The sequence below is a fragment of the Actinosynnema sp. NPDC050436 genome, from assembly GCF_040655415.1.
In the GTDB taxonomy this organism is placed as follows: Bacteria; Actinomycetota; Actinomycetes; order Mycobacteriales; family Pseudonocardiaceae; genus Actinosynnema.
Genome location: NZ_JBFAJV010000001.1, coordinates 17,764 through 31,174 on the forward strand (window position 1 = coordinate 17,764; position 13,411 = coordinate 31,174).

Here is a 13,411-nt window from a genome sequence, read left to right on the forward strand (position 1 = left end):
CGCGCGCCCGAGGGGGCACCGGCGGGGCAGGCGCGCGGCGCACCCGAGGACGACACGACCGGGGACCTCGCTCCCCGGCGGGACCGGCAGCCACCCGACCGGCCCGGCGACGACGCGCCGCGACCGACCCCTGCCGGAGCGTTGCTAGAGGCCGCCGTGCGGGCGCTGCGCGCGGTGCAGCCGTTGCGCACCGGGCAGGGTCGTTCCGCCCAGCGTGCTCTCCAGCTGTTCCCACCGCGCCACGAGGTTCTCGATCATCAGCATCATGACGTCCGGGAACGCGTAGAGGAACGTCTTGTAGCGGTAGTGGTCCAGGAAGTACGCCCGCACCTCGCCCAGCGCGGTCACCGTCGTGGTGCGCGCGGTGAAGAACAGGTCGTGACCGCCCAGCAGCGCGCCGGCGCCCAGCGCCGCGCGCTCGTAGATGCCCCCGAAGTCGACCTCGACCTCACCGCCGGAGATCAGGTAGACACCGTGCGCGGCGTCGTCCTCCCGGCACAGGACGTCACCGGCGGAGAAGTCGACCTCGTCGAACATCGACGCGAGCGCGTCCAGCTCGGTGCCCTCCAGCGACGCGAAGACGCGCACGCCGTACGGGTCGACGCTCTCCCGCAGGCAGGTGACGCGCTCCCGCACCGCGTCCTCGCCCAGGTGCCCCATGCGCATCCCGGCGAACCGCTTCATCCGGTCGATGTCGCGCCGCTGCCGCCGGGAGATCTCGGCCGTGGGCGGCGTGTAGAGCGCGGGGTTGCCGCTGATCCGCGCGGCCTCGCGCAGGCCCGACTCGTAGGCGCTGTGCACGCAGCCCCAGTGGTAGCTGTTCGTCGCCTCCCCGGCGAAGAACAGGTTCCCGCCGACCGGCTCGGCGAGCGTCCGCAGGTCGCGGGGCGAGCCGTCGACACCGATGCAGGCGTAGGACCCGCGCGCGAACGGGTCGGCCGACCACGCCGTGCGCGTGAGGTGCTCGGGCGCGGGCGCGTCGGGGCCGAACATGTCCCGGACGACGGTCGTTGCGTAGCCCTCGACCTCCTCGTCCGACCAGGTCTCCAGATCCCGGCCCAGCGACGCGCCGAGCAGCATCACCAGGGTCGCCCGGCCGTGCGACTTCCACATGCTGATCACGACCGTCGGGTAGCGGTCGGTGTCCCGGCACAGGTATCCGAACACGTACTGGTCCGGCGGCCAGAACGGCGCGCGGTAGTGCAACGCGACCTTGTTGAGCGTGCCGAAACCGAGCCGCGCGACGGCCGCCCGCTTCGCCTCGGGCAACGGCGGCTCGAAGGTGACCACCCCGCTCTTGAGCACGCCCAGCGGCAGCGTGACGAGCACCTTGTCGGCCTGGAAGTCGCCGCGATCGGTCACCACCCGGACGGGCTGCCCGCTCCCGCTGCTGTCGATCCGGGTCACCACGTGCTCCAACTGCACGTAGAGCCCCTCGGCGAGGGCCGCCACGACGGACTGGTAGCCGTCCCGCAGGATGCTGTCGCCGTAGCCGTAGACCAGGTAACCGTCCTCCCAGTACTTGTGCGAGAGCTTGCTCGCGTCCTCGGCGACGTCCTCCCGCAGGATCACGTTCAAGTGGTAGCGGATACCCCGCTCGTGCTCGTCGCTGAAATCGCGCGCGGCGATGATCGCGTCGACCGCTTCGGCCAGCGAGATGTCCGGGAGTTCCCGTTTCCGGGCGAGTTCGGCGCGTTGTTCGAGTTCGTGCAGCACGCTGTCGGCGAGTTCGAGCACGTGGTTCTTCAGGGCGTGCCCGAGCACCTGCCCGTCCACGCCGACCAGCCGCAGCCGGTCGAAGCCCCCGGTGTACGCGCTGTCCCCGCCGACGTAGCTGTACGGGATGTCCAGGCTCTCCACCAGCTCCGTGACCGGGTTGCCGTCGGTGCCGTGGATCCAGTGCGCGCCCAGGTCGACCCCGTCCCGGTCGGTCCAGATGCGCCCGCCGACGCGGTCGCGGGCCTCCAGGACGGTGACCGGGTAGCCGAGGTCGTGCAGGGTCCGCGCGGCGGCCAGCCCGGCGATGCCGGCCCCGACGACGAGGACGGAGGGCAGCCCGACCGGCAGGTGGTCGTTCGTCATGGGACATCGTCCTCGGGATCGGGGGAACAGCCGCAGACGACACCGACAGCACTTCTCGGCAGGTTTTTCGGAGTCGAACGAATTCCCGCGATTGCGAGTGGAATTATCATAACACGGGGCACCCACCGCCAAAATATCACTAAAGAGTGAAACGGTCGCCGCGGTGAATACGATCGGTGATCGAACGCCGTTCTCCCCGGCACAGCACCCGCACCCGGCCGGCGTCCGTGGCGGCGGCGCGCGGCCCGTGGTTCGGTGGGGGACGACAGCCCGACGCCGACGCAGGGAGACCCGGATGCACCTCGACCTCACCGGCCGGACCGCCCTGGTCACGGGTTCCACCCAGGGCATCGGCGAGGCCATCGCCACCGCCCTGGCCCGCGCCGGGGCCCGGACGGCGGTCAACGGGCGCAGGCCCGACGCGGTGGCCGGGGCCGTCGAGCGCATCCGCGCCGAGGTCCCGGGCGCGGACCTGGTCGGAGCACCCGGCGACGTCTCCACCGCCGAGGGCGCGGACCGGCTGCGGGCCTCGCTGCCCGAGGTGGACGTGCTGGTCAACAACGTCGGCGTGTTCGGCGCGCAACCCGCGCTGGAGATCGCCGACGACGAGTGGCAGCGCTACTTCGAGGTCAACGTCCTCTCCGCGATCCGGCTGACCCGCGCCTACCTGTCCGGCATGAAGGAGCGCGGCTGGGGCCGGGTGCAGTACATCGCCAGCGACTCGGCCGTGGTGATCCCCGCCGAGATGATCCACTACGGGGTGTCCAAGACGGCGCTGCTGGGCGTCTCGCGCGGGTTCGCCAAGGAAGCCGCCGGGACCGGCGTGACGGTCAACAGCGTGATCGCCGGCCCCACGCACACCGGGGGCGTCGAGGACTTCGTCTACCAACTGGTGGACCGCGACCTGCCCTGGGAACGGGCGCAGCGCGAGTTCATGCGCCTGCACCGCCCGCAGTCCCTGCTCGGCCGGCTGATCGAACCGGAGGAGATCGCCAACCTGGTCGTCTACCTCAGCTCCCCGCAGTCCTCCGCCACGACCGGCGCGGCCGTCCGCGTCGACGGCGGCTACGTCGACTCCATCCTCCCCTGACACCCCGCGCCACCCCCGCCGACCGGGAGCGCGCGCGGAATTGTCGGTGTCCCTCGATACGGTGCGCGCAGTTGACGCCACGAGGGGGAACGAACGCATGTCCGGCACGACCTACCTGGAGCTGTCCGAATCCGGCGGCGGCGCGCACAAGTTCTACGAAGTGCGGGTCGACGACACCGAGGTCACCATCACCTACGGCCGCATCGGCGAACAGGGGCAGGTGAGGAGCGCGTCCTTCGCCGACCACGCCAAGGCGCTCAAGGCCGCCGAGAAGAAGATCGGCGAGAAGGTGCGCAAGGGCTACGCCCCCGCCGTCAGGGGGGTGCGCCAACGCCGCTCGGTCAGCCGGCGGCAGATCGTCAGCACCCGCTCGACCGCCCACCAGGCACCCGTGCTCTGGCGGTTCGCGTCCGGGGCCCCGGCCTTCGGCATCTTCATCGGCGAGGACCGCGCCTGGGTCGGCAACGAGAACGGCGACGTCTACACCCTCACCCACGACGGCCGGGTCACCGGGCGGTTCGGCCTGCCCGACTCGGTCAAGTGCATCGTGGCCGACGACTTCTGGATCTACGCGGGCTGCGACGACGGCCAGGTCTACGACCTCGGCGCGAAGGTGCCCCGGGTGGCCTACGAGATCGCCGACGACGTCGACATCTACTGGCTCGACATCCACGACGGCGTGCTGGGCGTGTCCGACCGGCAGGGCAAGGTCACCGTGGTGGACCACGAGGACGAGTTCCAGTGGTCGTCCACGGCCGGCGGCGACAGCGCCTGGATGGTCCGCTGCTCGCCGGAGGGCGTGTTCCACGGCCACTCCCGGGGCGTCACCCACTACACCGGCCGGGGCCACCGGGCGTGGCACGCCGACACCGTCGGCGAGGTGCTGTTCGGCTGGCAGGAGCGCGCCGAGGTGTTCGCCGGCACCAGTCGCGGCCGGGTGCACCGGTTCGCCAAGGCCGACGGCCGCGAGACCGGCCACTACCGCTGCGACGCGGCCGTGTTCTCCTGCGCGACCTCGCCGGACGGCGAGTTCGTCTTCGCGGGCGACAACCAGTCCTCGGTGTACTGCTTCGCCGCCGACGGCACCCGGCTGTGGAAGCTGGCCACGGGCTGCGGCTCGGCGTTCTCCATGCAGTACCGCGACGAGCGGCTGTACCTGGTGACCACGGACGGGTCGCTGGCCTGCCTGGACGCGAGCCCGGCCGCCGTGCACGCCGCCGAGCAGGGGCAGCTGCCGCCGCGCCAGGACATCAAGGCCGGCGCGATCGACCGCGTCGAGGCGACCGCCGAGGTGGAGGTGGTCACGGGCGTCGCACCCGGTGAGGGCGTCGTGGTCGAGTGCGTCCAGGAGGGCGGCCGGATCCGGGTGCACGTCGTGTCGGAGGGCTACGACCGGACGTGGGGCGTGCAGTTCCCCAAGAACATCCGCGTCCCCGGAGCCCGCTACCTGGTGTCCGAGGTGCTCTCCTCGGCCGGCGGCTCGTTCTACCGCGCCCGGGGCGAGATCAAGCGCCTGCGCTGACGGCGGTCGAGTGGGTGATCTTTGGTGATCACTGAAGGAATAGTGAAGGCCGTGCAGGTTCCGCGCGCGGAGCCCTCGGCCGTGCGGTGCGCGCGCGGTCCGGCCGCCGCGAGCGCACCGCACGGCCGGTCAGATCGCCTTCTCCAGCAGGACGTTGACCCAGGTGCCGCCGCCGTAGGTCCGCTCCCCCACCTCGCGGAAGCCCAGGTCGGCGTAGTAGCGGCGGAGCCGCTCGTTGTGCTTGACGCAGTCCAGGCGCAGCAGCGCGGCCCCCGCCCGCCGCCCGTGCTCGGCGACCCAGGCGAGCAGCCGGCCGCCGAGCCCGGCGCCGGCGTACCGGCGGTCGGTCACCAGGCCGTGCACGTAGGCCGCGAAGGCGTTCTCCGCGCGCCACACCGGCTCGTCGGACCACAGCAGCCGGAACGCCCCGCACACCGCGTCGCCCGACCGCGCCACGTACCACTGGCCGGCGTCGATCTGCGGCCCCACCTCGGCGACCGACAACCCGCCGGGCCGCCACTGCTCGATGTTCCGCCCGGCCAGCCAGTCCTCCGCACCCCGGCGCAGCCGCAGCACCTCGTCCGCGTCCTCGCGGGTCGCCCGCTCGATCGACAGCTCCACGGCCGCACGCTACCCCGGCGTCCACTCCCGACCTCAGGACGACAGCGCCGTCCCGGGCACCGGAACGGCATCGCACCCGAGGCCGCCCACCGGCTACCACACGGGGCGAACGCCCTGCCCACCGAACCCGGGAGCCCGGCACATGACCGACCCGACCGAACCCGACGACCGGTGCGCGCCCCTGACGCCCGAGCCGATCCCGGACCAGGTGCCCGCCCGGGAGTCCTCCCCGGACGTGCCGGGCGGACGGCTGTGGTTCTGGGACACCGGCGGGCGCGGCCCGGCCGTCGTCCTCCTGCACCCCGGCAGCGGCAGCGTCCTGTCGTGGCCGTACCGGTAGCCCGTGTTCGCCCGCGCCGGCTACCGCGTGATCGCCTACTCCCGACGCGGCCACCACAACTCGACCCCGCCGGAGCCGGGCAACCCCGGGGTGGGCGCAGCCGACCTGGGCGCCCTGGTCGACCACCTCGGCCTGCGGTGGTTCCACCTGCTCGGCGCAGCGCTGGGCGGCTTCTACGCGACGGACTACGCGCTGCCGCACCCGCGCAGGCTGCTCAGCCTGGTCGTCGTGAGCAGCTACCTGGGCATCTCCGACCCCGAGCACCTGCGGGTGACCGCGCTGCTGCGCCCGCCGGGTTTCGGCGACCTGCCGCACGACTCCCGGGAGCCGAGCCCGTTCTACTGCGCCGCGAACGAGGCGGGGACCGCAGCGTGGAAGGGAATCTCCGCGCGGTCGCCGGCCGGCCGATCGAGGGCCAGGGGCTGTCCGCACCGATCGACTGGGCCCGGCCGGCGACGCTGTCCGTGCGCACCCTGATCGTCACCGGCGACTCGGACCTCTACCTGCCGCCGCCGGTCGTGCGGATGGTCACCGCCCACCTGCCCGAGGTGGACACGCTGGTCTACCGGCAGGTCGGCCACTGCGCGAACGGGAGCGCCCCTCGCGGTTCAACCGCGACGTGCTCGCGTTCTGGTCCGGTGCCCGCTTCGGCCCACACCCGTGCCACCGGCCCGGGTAGGGTCTGCGCCCCGTGGAAGAAGAACCGCTGACCGGTGGGAACGACACCGAGGAGGTCGTCCGCGTGGGCGACACGGTGCGCCGCAGCCGAGGGCCCCGGGCGGACTTCGCCGCCGAGGTGCTGCGCCACCTGGAGGCCGTGGGCTACCCGCACGCGCCCCGGTACCTGGGCACCGACGACGCGGGCCGGGACGTGCTGACCTACCTGCCCGGCCGGACGACCGACCACCCGTCGCAGCGCGCGGCCGGGGCGTACGCGCTCGCCGGGACGATGCTCCGCCGGCTGCACGACGCCACCGCCGGCCACCCCCTGGCCGGCGGCGCGGAGTGCGTCGCGCACGGCGACCCCGGCCCGTTCAACGCGATCTTCCGGGACGGGCTGCCGGTGGCGTTCATCGACTGGACGACGTGCGCCCCGGGCAGCCGGCTGGACGACCTGGCGTACCTGGCGTGGACGTGGTGCGTCCAAGCGGTCGGCAACGTGCCGGTCGCCGACCAGGCCGCCCACCTGGCGGAGTTGCGCGACGGCTACGGCGAGGTCGAGCCGGAGGCGCTGGTGGCGGCGGTGGTCGACCGGCAGACGCGGGTCGTGGAGAGGGCGACGGCCACCCTCGCCGACCCGGCCTCCCCCGCCGCCCGCCGCGCGCACGCCCGCAACGCCGTCGCCTGGGCGACCGCCGACCGCGAGCTGGTCCGCGAGCACCGGGCGCTGCTGCTCTCCGCCCTGCGGTGAGGCCGGCACCGCGATCACCGTCCCGGTGTACCCTCATTTTTGAACACGTTCAAAACCAGGGGGTCGGTCATGAAGATCGTGGTACCCGGCGGCTCGGGGCACATCGGGCGGTTCCTCACGCGGGCGCTCTCGGCCGCCGGGCACGACGTGGTCGTGCTCGGCCGGCGCAGTGGCGTGCGGTGGGACGGCCGGACCCCCGGCCCGTGGACCGCCGAGGTCGACGGCGCGGACGCCGTGGTCAACCTCGCCGGCCGGAGCGTGAGCTGCCGGTACACCACCGACAACCTGCGCGAGATGATGGCGTCCCGGGTCGACTCGACGCGGGCGGTCGGCCGGGCGATCGCCGCCGCCGAACGGCCGCCGAAGGTCTGGCTCCAGATGAGCACCGCGACCGTCTACGCCCACCGCTTCGACGCGCCCAACGACGAACCGACCGGCCTGATCGGCGGCGACGAGCCCGGCGTGCCCGACTACTGGGCGTACAGCGTCGAGATCGCCCGCCGCTGGGAGGAGGCCCAGGCCGAGGTCGACACCCCGGCGACCCGGAAAACGGCCTTGCGCACGGCGATCGTGATGAGCGCCGAGCCGGGAGGCGCGTTCACGGTGCTGCGCACCCTGGCCCGGCTGGGGCTCGGCGGTCCCGTCGCGGGCGGGGCGCAGTACGTGTCGTGGCTGCACGCGGAGGACTTCGTCCGGGCCGTCGAGTTCCTGCTCACCCACGACGTGGCGGGCCCGGTGAACCTCGCCGCCCCGCACCCCCTGCCGCAGCGGGACTTCATGCGCGAGCTGCGCGCCGCGTGCGGGGTGCCGTTCGGCCTGCCGGCGACCAGGTGGATGGCGGAGCTGGGCGCGTGGGCGATCCGCTCGGACACCGAACTGCTGCTGAAGAGCCGACGGGTCGTGCCCACGCGCCTGCTGGACGCCGGCTTCACCTTCCGCCACGAAACCTGGCCGCACGCCGCCCGGGACCTCGCCCGCCGCCCCCGGTGACCCGCTCCGGGCGGCACCCCGCCCGGGTCGGCGTTCCTAGAAGCGGTCGCCGAACAGGATGCGGGCCACCTCGGTGTCGGTCGCGCGGCCCTCGGCGTACCCGCCCTCGCCGCCCAGGTCGTTCATCACGGCGACGGTGAACCGCTCACCCGGCCCGACGAACCCCACCGTGTTCATCACCCAGCCGCCGGCCTCCTCCGACCAGCCGTCCTTGGTGCCCGGTCGCGCCGACGGCCCGGCGCCCCACACGCCCCACTGCTGGTCCGGGCCCACCGCGCGCATCTCGCCGACCACGTAGGACCGGTCGGCGGCGGGCAGGCGGGACAGCACGTGGCCGATCAGCCGGTCCAGGTCGTCGGTCGTGCACTTCTGGAAGCCCCAGTACGGCCGGGACGGGTCCGCCGGCACCAGCGAGGTCAGGCCGTAGGACGGGAACGCGGCGTTGAACGCCCGCCGGTCCTGACCCGCGTAGCGCTCCCACAGCGCGTCGGCCGCGTCGTCGTCGGAGTCGTGCAGCATCGCGGTGATCAGCGCGTGGTCCTCGTCGGTCAGCGCGACCTCGCCCGCGCGGTCGCGGCGGAGCAGGTCGACGGTCATGGCGAGCTTGATGGTCGACGCCGTCCACACCATGTCGCCAGCGTGCTCGTTGCGCCACACCGCGCCGGTCTCCCGGTCGCGCAGGACGATCCCGACGTCGCCCGGCCGGCCCGCGACGTACCGCCGCACCTGCGCGACGCGGCGTTGCAGGTCGCAGTCGAAGCCCGACTCCGGCAGCGGGCACTGCTCGCCCTTCGCCTCCGACGTCGCCACCGGAGGCGCTGCGGAGGCCGTGCTCGTGACCGGCGGTGCGTCGGACGACGGCGGTGACGACGGAGGCGCGACCGAGGAGGTCGAGGTCCGGACCTGGGAGGAAGGCGGGGCCGCCGCCTCGCTGGCGCTGCACGCGGTGACCGTCAACAGGCAGGCGACCAGGACCGGCCAAGCACGCAGATGCACCACGGCAGGTTACGCGGACCGGGTGACGCCGTCGACCGTGAAGAGGACGAGAGCGGCGACCACAGGACACCGCCAGGTCAGTCGACCGGCACGATCGCGGCCTCCAGCACCTGCCCGTCCTCGATGGTGAGCAGGCCGATCGTGCCGTGCGGTTGGCGGCGGCGGTCGGTCGGGGAGCCCGGGTTGAAGATGCGCACGCCCGCCTCGGTGACGTCCAGCGGGATGTGCGAGTGCCCGAACACCACCAGGTCCGCGTCCGGGAACCGCCGGCGCATCCGGGCGGCCCGGCCGGTCTTCTGGCCGCTGTCGTGGACCATCGCCACCCGCAGCCCCGCGATCTCCAGCTCCACCGTCTCCGGGGCACCCCACGCGACGACGTCCGGGCCGTCGTTGTTGCCGCACACCGCGTGCACCGGGGCGTAGGCCGACAGCTCGTCCAGCACGCCGGGCACGCACACGTCGCCCGCGTGCAGGATGAGGTCGGCACCGCGCAGGTGCTCGGCCACCTTCGGCGGGCACCCCTTCCACCTGCGCGGCGCGTGGGTGTCGGACAGCACGACCACTCTCACCACCTCATCATGCCCCGGCGGGGGCTCCCGGTGGTCACAGCGCGAGGTGCGGCCAGGCGCGGGTGTCGCGCAAGAGCTGCCGGTCGTGGGTGGCGATCACCACCGCCGCCGGGGTCGTCGCCAGGGCCGTGGTCAGCTCGTCCACCAGCGCGGCCGACAGGTGGTTGGTCGGCTCGTCCAGCAGCAGCACGTGCGGCTGCCCCGCCAGCACCAGCGCGAGGTCCAGCCGCCGGCGGGCACCCACCGACAGCTCCGACACCGGCCGGTGCAGGTCGTGGGGGTCGAGCAGGCCCACGTCCGCGAGGCGCGGCGTCGGCAGCGGCGAGCGGGCGCGGCGCTCCTCGTGCAGGTCCACGGCCGTGCGCCGGCCCGGCGGCTCGGACTCCTGGCCGAGCCACCCCACCCGCGCCGGGCGGGCCCGGGTGACGCCGCCCGTGGTCGGCTCCAGGCCGCCCGCCAGCACCGCCAGCAGGGTCGACTTGCCCGCGCCGTTGGGGCCGGTGACGACCAGCCGGGCCCCGGACTCCAAAGCCAGGTCGACCGGCCGGGCGAGCCGTCCCGCCACGGTCACGCCCTGCGCCCGCAGCAGCGTCGTGCCCCGGAGTTCGGGCAGGTCGGGCGCGGTGAACGCGGTCGGCGGCGGCGGCACCTCCACCACGTGCGCGTCCAGGTCCTCCTGGCGGCGGTGCACGGCGCGGACCAGGCCGGGCGCGCGGGTGGCCCGGGTGTGCTTGCCGTGGCCCTTGTCGGGCCGCCAGTTGTCCCGCAGCCGGTTCTGCGCGGCGGACAGGTCGTCGGCCAGGCGCTGCCGCTCGGCGACCTGCTCGGCGTGCAGGGCCTCCCACCGGGCGCGCTCGGCCCGCCGGCCCTCGACGTAGGCGTGGTAGCCGCCGCCGAACACGCGCGGCCGGCCGTCGCTGGACGGGTCGAGGTCGACCACCGCCGTGGCCACGTCGGCGAGCAGCGCCCGGTCGTGGCTGACCAGCACGACCACGCCGGGGTGGGCGCGCAGCCGCTCGGTGAGGTGGGCGAGGCCGGCGGCGTCGAGGTGGTTGGTCGGCTCGTCGAGCAGCAGCACCTGGTGCCCGGCCCCGAGCAGGCACGCCAGCCGCACCCGGTGGCGCTGCCCGACCGAGAGGGTGCCCAGCGGGCGCGCGCGGTCGGTGACCGCGCCCAGCGCGGCCAGCGAGACCTGCACGCGCCGGTCGGCGTCCCACGCGTCGAGCGCGTCGACCTCCGCGAGCGCGGCGGCGTAGGCGTCGTCCGCGCCGGGACGGCCGGCGGCCAGCTCGTCGCCGGCGCGCTCCAGGCGGGCCAGCGCGCCGTGCGCCGACGTCAGTTCGAGGTCGACCAGGTCGCCGACGGTGGCGTCGAGGTCGAGCGGGATCTGCTGGTCCGCGACGCCCAGCGAGCCCGCGCGCCGCACGTCGCCGCGATCGGCCGGCAGCTCGCCGGCGAGCACGCGGAGCAGGGTGGTCTTGCCGCGCCCGTTCTCCCCCACCAGGGCGACGCGGTCGCCGCCGGCGGCGACGAGGTCGACCCCGACGAGCACGGGCCGCCCGCCGAAGGAGAGGTGGACGTCGGACGCGCGGACGTGCGCGGCCCGGACCGGGGCGTGCGAGAGGTGCGACGACATGGGGAACTGCCTCCAACGAGAGGTGATGCACGGAGAGGACGAACTCCGGTGCCGCGAAACGCGCGGTACCGGTGGAGGCGTCGTCCCTCAGACGAAGAACAGCTGCTGGTGCATCACGGCGGCCACGGTAGTCGGGCCGGCGGTCGAGGTCATCCGGATTTCGCCCGACCGGTCCCCGGACCACGGCACCACCCACTCCCGGGTGCCGGCCTGGAGGGCCACTCGCACCGGGGGCTCGGACGGAGGGCAGTGGTCCAGCCGGCGTGTGCCCGAAGTGTCCCCGGGCGGACGTCCGGCCGCTGTGCCGGCCGTGCAGCGGGGTGCAGTGGAACGGGTCGGCCCGGCGTGGCGCATCAGCTCGTCGCGGCGCTGCCGGCCGCTCACCCCGGGCGGGTCGGTCAGCGGGCCGGGTGCGCAGGAGTAGTCGGTGAACTCGTTGGCGTGCAGCACGACCGCCCGCGCCGGGCGACGGCCCGGCGGAACTCGTCGGTCGGGCCCGGCCGCACCGCCCCGACGAACCGCGAGCGCACCCGGGTGACCGGTTCCGACCGGGGGAAGCCCGGCCGCCGCACCGGCTTCCCGCGCGCTGGTCGTGGTGTCACCGGACGGCCTCCCGGTGGTGCGTCGGCCGGCCGGCCGGGTCGAAGGTGAGCCACGACCCGTCGCCCAGCGGCCGGATGCCCTCGGAACCGTCCGGCGGGGTGTCGAGGACGCCGAGCGGCTGCCCGCCCTCGACGTCGACCAGGTGGTACCGGGTCCAGTCCTCGCCGTCGGTCTCCCCGACGAGCGCGACCACGGCGGTGGCCGCGTCGAGGAAGCCGCCGCTCCACTCCACGAACACCTCCCCGGGGTCGTGGCCGAAGTCGTCCACCGCGAGCCGCGCCACCACCTCGCCGTCCGGGAAGGTGTGCAGGGCGACGTCCTCCTGGGCGTGGTCGGCGGTCAGGAACCGGTGGCCGTCCGGGGCGACGCCCAGCAGGATGCGGTCACCCCACGGGTAGGCGTGCAGGTCGAGGGAGCCGCCGGGGGCGGTGCCGTCGAGGCGGCCCCGGTAGACCCGGACGCCGTCCTGGCCCTCGCCGACGTCGAGCAGCACGTGCACGCCGTCCGGGTGCGGGAAGTGCCGCCCGCCGTGCCCCTCGGAGTCCAGCGCGGCCTGCGCGCGCACCTCGCCGGTCGCCGCGTCCAGGACCAGCCACCGGTCGCCGCCGTCCCCGCGCCCGGCCATCGCGTCCGGCAGGTAGAGCCACACCGACCCGCCGTCCGGGGAGAACGCACACGCCCCTTCGGCGGAGTACCGCGCCCGCACGACCGGACCGAACCCGTACCGCCACAGCACCGCGCCGGTCCGGTCCACGGCGACCAGCTCGTCGCCGGTCACGTACGCGGCCCGGCCGAGGTCCCGCGCGGCGGCGTGCCGGACCGGCCGCACACCCGCCTCGACGGGGAAGTCCACCACGTGCCCGCCCGGGAACACGTGAGCCCGCACGGAACCGTCCACGGAACAGGTCACGACGTCGCCGCTCATGGGCCGCAACGCTAGGCCACGCCCCGGACCGCCCTCGCCGGGAGGCAGCCGACGAGCCGGGGCGGGTACCTCACCCGATCCGGGAGTTTGCGGATCGCGCGCGGCTCGGTATGGCGGCGGCGCTCTTACATTGGGGTCATGACCACGATGCCGACCGGGACCCCCCAGGTGTGGCTCCCGACCTACGACCGGGGTCTGGTGCGCGCCGACCTGCTGCTGCGGATCGGCGCCGCCCTGCTGCTCACCCCCGACCCGCCCCGGCCGTACGGCGTGGTCGTCCAGCTCCACGGCGACGCGGACGGCCAGCGCGGCCGGAGCCACGAGTACGTGATCACCCACGCCGACACCCTGGAGCACGCCCAGCTCGTGCTGCTGGAGATCCTCGCCGAGATCGACCGGGCGCTCACCTCCGGCCGGTCCGGCGTGATCGAGTTCGACACCGGGGGCCACCCGGTCCTGATCAACCTCCAGCACCCGACCGGGCCGCCGCTCGCGCCGACCACCCCGGCCCCGGAGCCGAGGGAACCGGTCGACCCGGTGCTCGAACGGCCCCTGCTCGACTGACTTCCCCAAGAGCATCCGCCCGGCGGAGCGGTCCGGCTCGACCACCGGTTCCCCGCGCCCGC

Annotated in this window: 15 protein-coding genes; 8 read left to right on the forward strand and 7 right to left on the reverse strand. The window is 74.3% G+C overall.

Going from position 1 to position 13,411, the window contains the following annotated elements; all coding sequences use genetic code 11:
• Window positions 1–144: 144 nt before the first annotated feature.
• Window positions 145–2,082, reverse strand: coding sequence for an FAD-dependent oxidoreductase (locus tag AB0I60_RS00090; RefSeq protein WP_360724437.1), 1,938 nt, complete (start codon window positions 2,080–2,082; stop codon window positions 145–147).
• Between the two features lie 295 nt (window positions 2,083–2,377).
• Here AB0I60_RS00090 and AB0I60_RS00095 point away from each other — a divergent pair, with 295 nt between their 5' ends.
• Window positions 2,378–3,172, forward strand: a complete 795-nt coding sequence (locus AB0I60_RS00095) for an SDR family oxidoreductase (RefSeq protein ID WP_360724439.1) — start codon at window positions 2,378–2,380, stop codon at window positions 3,170–3,172.
• Window positions 3,173–3,269: 97 nt separating this feature from the next.
• Window positions 3,270–4,694, forward strand: a complete 1,425-nt coding sequence (locus AB0I60_RS00100; protein ID WP_360724441.1) for a WGR domain-containing protein — start codon at window positions 3,270–3,272, stop codon at window positions 4,692–4,694.
• Window positions 4,695–4,823: 129 nt separating this feature from the next.
• Here AB0I60_RS00100 and AB0I60_RS00105 read toward each other — a convergent pair whose 3' ends face one another.
• On the reverse strand, window positions 4,824–5,315 hold the full coding sequence (locus AB0I60_RS00105) for a GNAT family N-acetyltransferase (RefSeq protein ID WP_360724443.1): 492 nt from the start codon (window positions 5,313–5,315) through the stop codon (window positions 4,824–4,826).
• 142 nt (window positions 5,316–5,457) lie between these two features.
• Here AB0I60_RS00105 and AB0I60_RS00110 point away from each other — a divergent pair, with 142 nt between their 5' ends.
• The 5 genes from AB0I60_RS00110 to AB0I60_RS00130 all read left to right on the forward strand — a co-directional run bounded on the left by AB0I60_RS00110 (window position 5,458) and on the right by AB0I60_RS00130 (window position 8,056).
• Window positions 5,458–5,655: a hypothetical protein gene (locus tag AB0I60_RS00110; protein WP_360724445.1), complete on the forward strand. Its 198-nt coding sequence runs from the start codon at window positions 5,458–5,460 to the stop codon at window positions 5,653–5,655.
• A gap of 3 nt (window positions 5,656–5,658) precedes the next feature.
• Window positions 5,659–6,132, forward strand: a complete 474-nt coding sequence (locus AB0I60_RS00115; RefSeq protein WP_360724447.1) for an alpha/beta fold hydrolase — start codon at window positions 5,659–5,661, stop codon at window positions 6,130–6,132.
• Window positions 6,120–6,365: a hypothetical protein gene (locus tag AB0I60_RS00120; protein ID WP_360724449.1), complete on the forward strand. Its 246-nt coding sequence runs from the start codon at window positions 6,120–6,122 to the stop codon at window positions 6,363–6,365. Before AB0I60_RS00115 ends, AB0I60_RS00120 begins: the two co-directional genes overlap by 13 nt.
• A complete protein-coding gene (locus AB0I60_RS00125) occupies window positions 6,347–7,066 on the forward strand; it encodes an aminoglycoside phosphotransferase family protein (protein WP_360724451.1) in 720 nt (239 codons plus the stop codon). Before AB0I60_RS00120 ends, AB0I60_RS00125 begins: the two co-directional genes overlap by 19 nt.
• A gap of 69 nt (window positions 7,067–7,135) precedes the next feature.
• Window positions 7,136–8,056: a TIGR01777 family oxidoreductase gene (locus tag AB0I60_RS00130; RefSeq protein ID WP_360724453.1), complete on the forward strand. Its 921-nt coding sequence runs from the start codon at window positions 7,136–7,138 to the stop codon at window positions 8,054–8,056.
• Window positions 8,057–8,092: 36 nt separating this feature from the next.
• On the opposite strand, the gene AB0I60_RS00135 is transcribed toward AB0I60_RS00130, so the two are convergent.
• The 5 genes from AB0I60_RS00135 to AB0I60_RS00155 all read right to left on the reverse strand — a co-directional run bounded on the left by AB0I60_RS00135 (window position 8,093) and on the right by AB0I60_RS00155 (window position 12,785).
• Entirely contained in the window at window positions 8,093–9,052 is a 960-nt protein-coding gene (locus AB0I60_RS00135) for a tat pathway signal sequence (protein ID WP_360724455.1), read from the reverse strand.
• Window positions 9,053–9,129: 77 nt separating this feature from the next.
• Complete coding sequence (locus AB0I60_RS00140) at window positions 9,130–9,621, reverse strand: metallophosphoesterase family protein (protein ID WP_360724457.1); 492 nt, start codon at window positions 9,619–9,621, stop codon at window positions 9,130–9,132.
• 34 nt (window positions 9,622–9,655) lie between these two features.
• Entirely contained in the window at window positions 9,656–11,257 is a 1,602-nt protein-coding gene (locus AB0I60_RS00145; protein WP_360724459.1) for an ABC-F family ATP-binding cassette domain-containing protein, read from the reverse strand.
• Window positions 11,258–11,344: 87 nt separating this feature from the next.
• Window positions 11,345–11,707 carry a hypothetical protein gene (locus tag AB0I60_RS00150; protein ID WP_360724461.1) on the reverse strand — a complete coding sequence of 121 codons (363 nt, stop codon included), beginning with the start codon at window positions 11,705–11,707 and terminating at the stop codon, window positions 11,345–11,347.
• A gap of 148 nt (window positions 11,708–11,855) precedes the next feature.
• A complete protein-coding gene (locus tag AB0I60_RS00155; RefSeq protein WP_360724463.1) occupies window positions 11,856–12,785 on the reverse strand; it encodes a hypothetical protein in 930 nt (309 codons plus the stop codon).
• 138 nt (window positions 12,786–12,923) lie between these two features.
• Here AB0I60_RS00155 and AB0I60_RS00160 point away from each other — a divergent pair, with 138 nt between their 5' ends.
• Window positions 12,924–13,349, forward strand: a complete 426-nt coding sequence (locus AB0I60_RS00160; RefSeq protein WP_360724465.1) for a hypothetical protein — start codon at window positions 12,924–12,926, stop codon at window positions 13,347–13,349.
• Window positions 13,350–13,411: the final 62 nt, after the last annotated feature.

Bases quoted from the DNA above. Each gene is read 5' to 3' on its own strand.
- AB0I60_RS00090 (WP_360724437.1), bottom strand. From the start codon at position 2,082: ATGACGAACGACCACCTGCCGGTCGGGCTGCCCTCCGTCCTCGTCGTC.
- AB0I60_RS00095 (WP_360724439.1), top strand. From the start codon at position 2,378: ATGCACCTCGACCTCACCGGCCGGACCGCCCTGGTCACGGGTTCCACC.
- AB0I60_RS00100 (WP_360724441.1), top strand. From the start codon at position 3,270: ATGTCCGGCACGACCTACCTGGAGCTGTCCGAATCCGGCGGCGGCGCG.
- AB0I60_RS00110 (WP_360724445.1), top strand. From the start codon at position 5,458: ATGACCGACCCGACCGAACCCGACGACCGGTGCGCGCCCCTGACGCCC.
- AB0I60_RS00130 (WP_360724453.1), top strand. From the start codon at position 7,136: ATGAAGATCGTGGTACCCGGCGGCTCGGGGCACATCGGGCGGTTCCTC.
- AB0I60_RS00145 (WP_360724459.1), bottom strand. From the start codon at position 11,257: ATGTCGTCGCACCTCTCGCACGCCCCGGTCCGGGCCGCGCACGTCCGC.
- AB0I60_RS00155 (WP_360724463.1), bottom strand. From the start codon at position 12,785: ATGAGCGGCGACGTCGTGACCTGTTCCGTGGACGGTTCCGTGCGGGCT.
- AB0I60_RS00160 (WP_360724465.1), top strand. From the start codon at position 12,924: ATGACCACGATGCCGACCGGGACCCCCCAGGTGTGGCTCCCGACCTAC.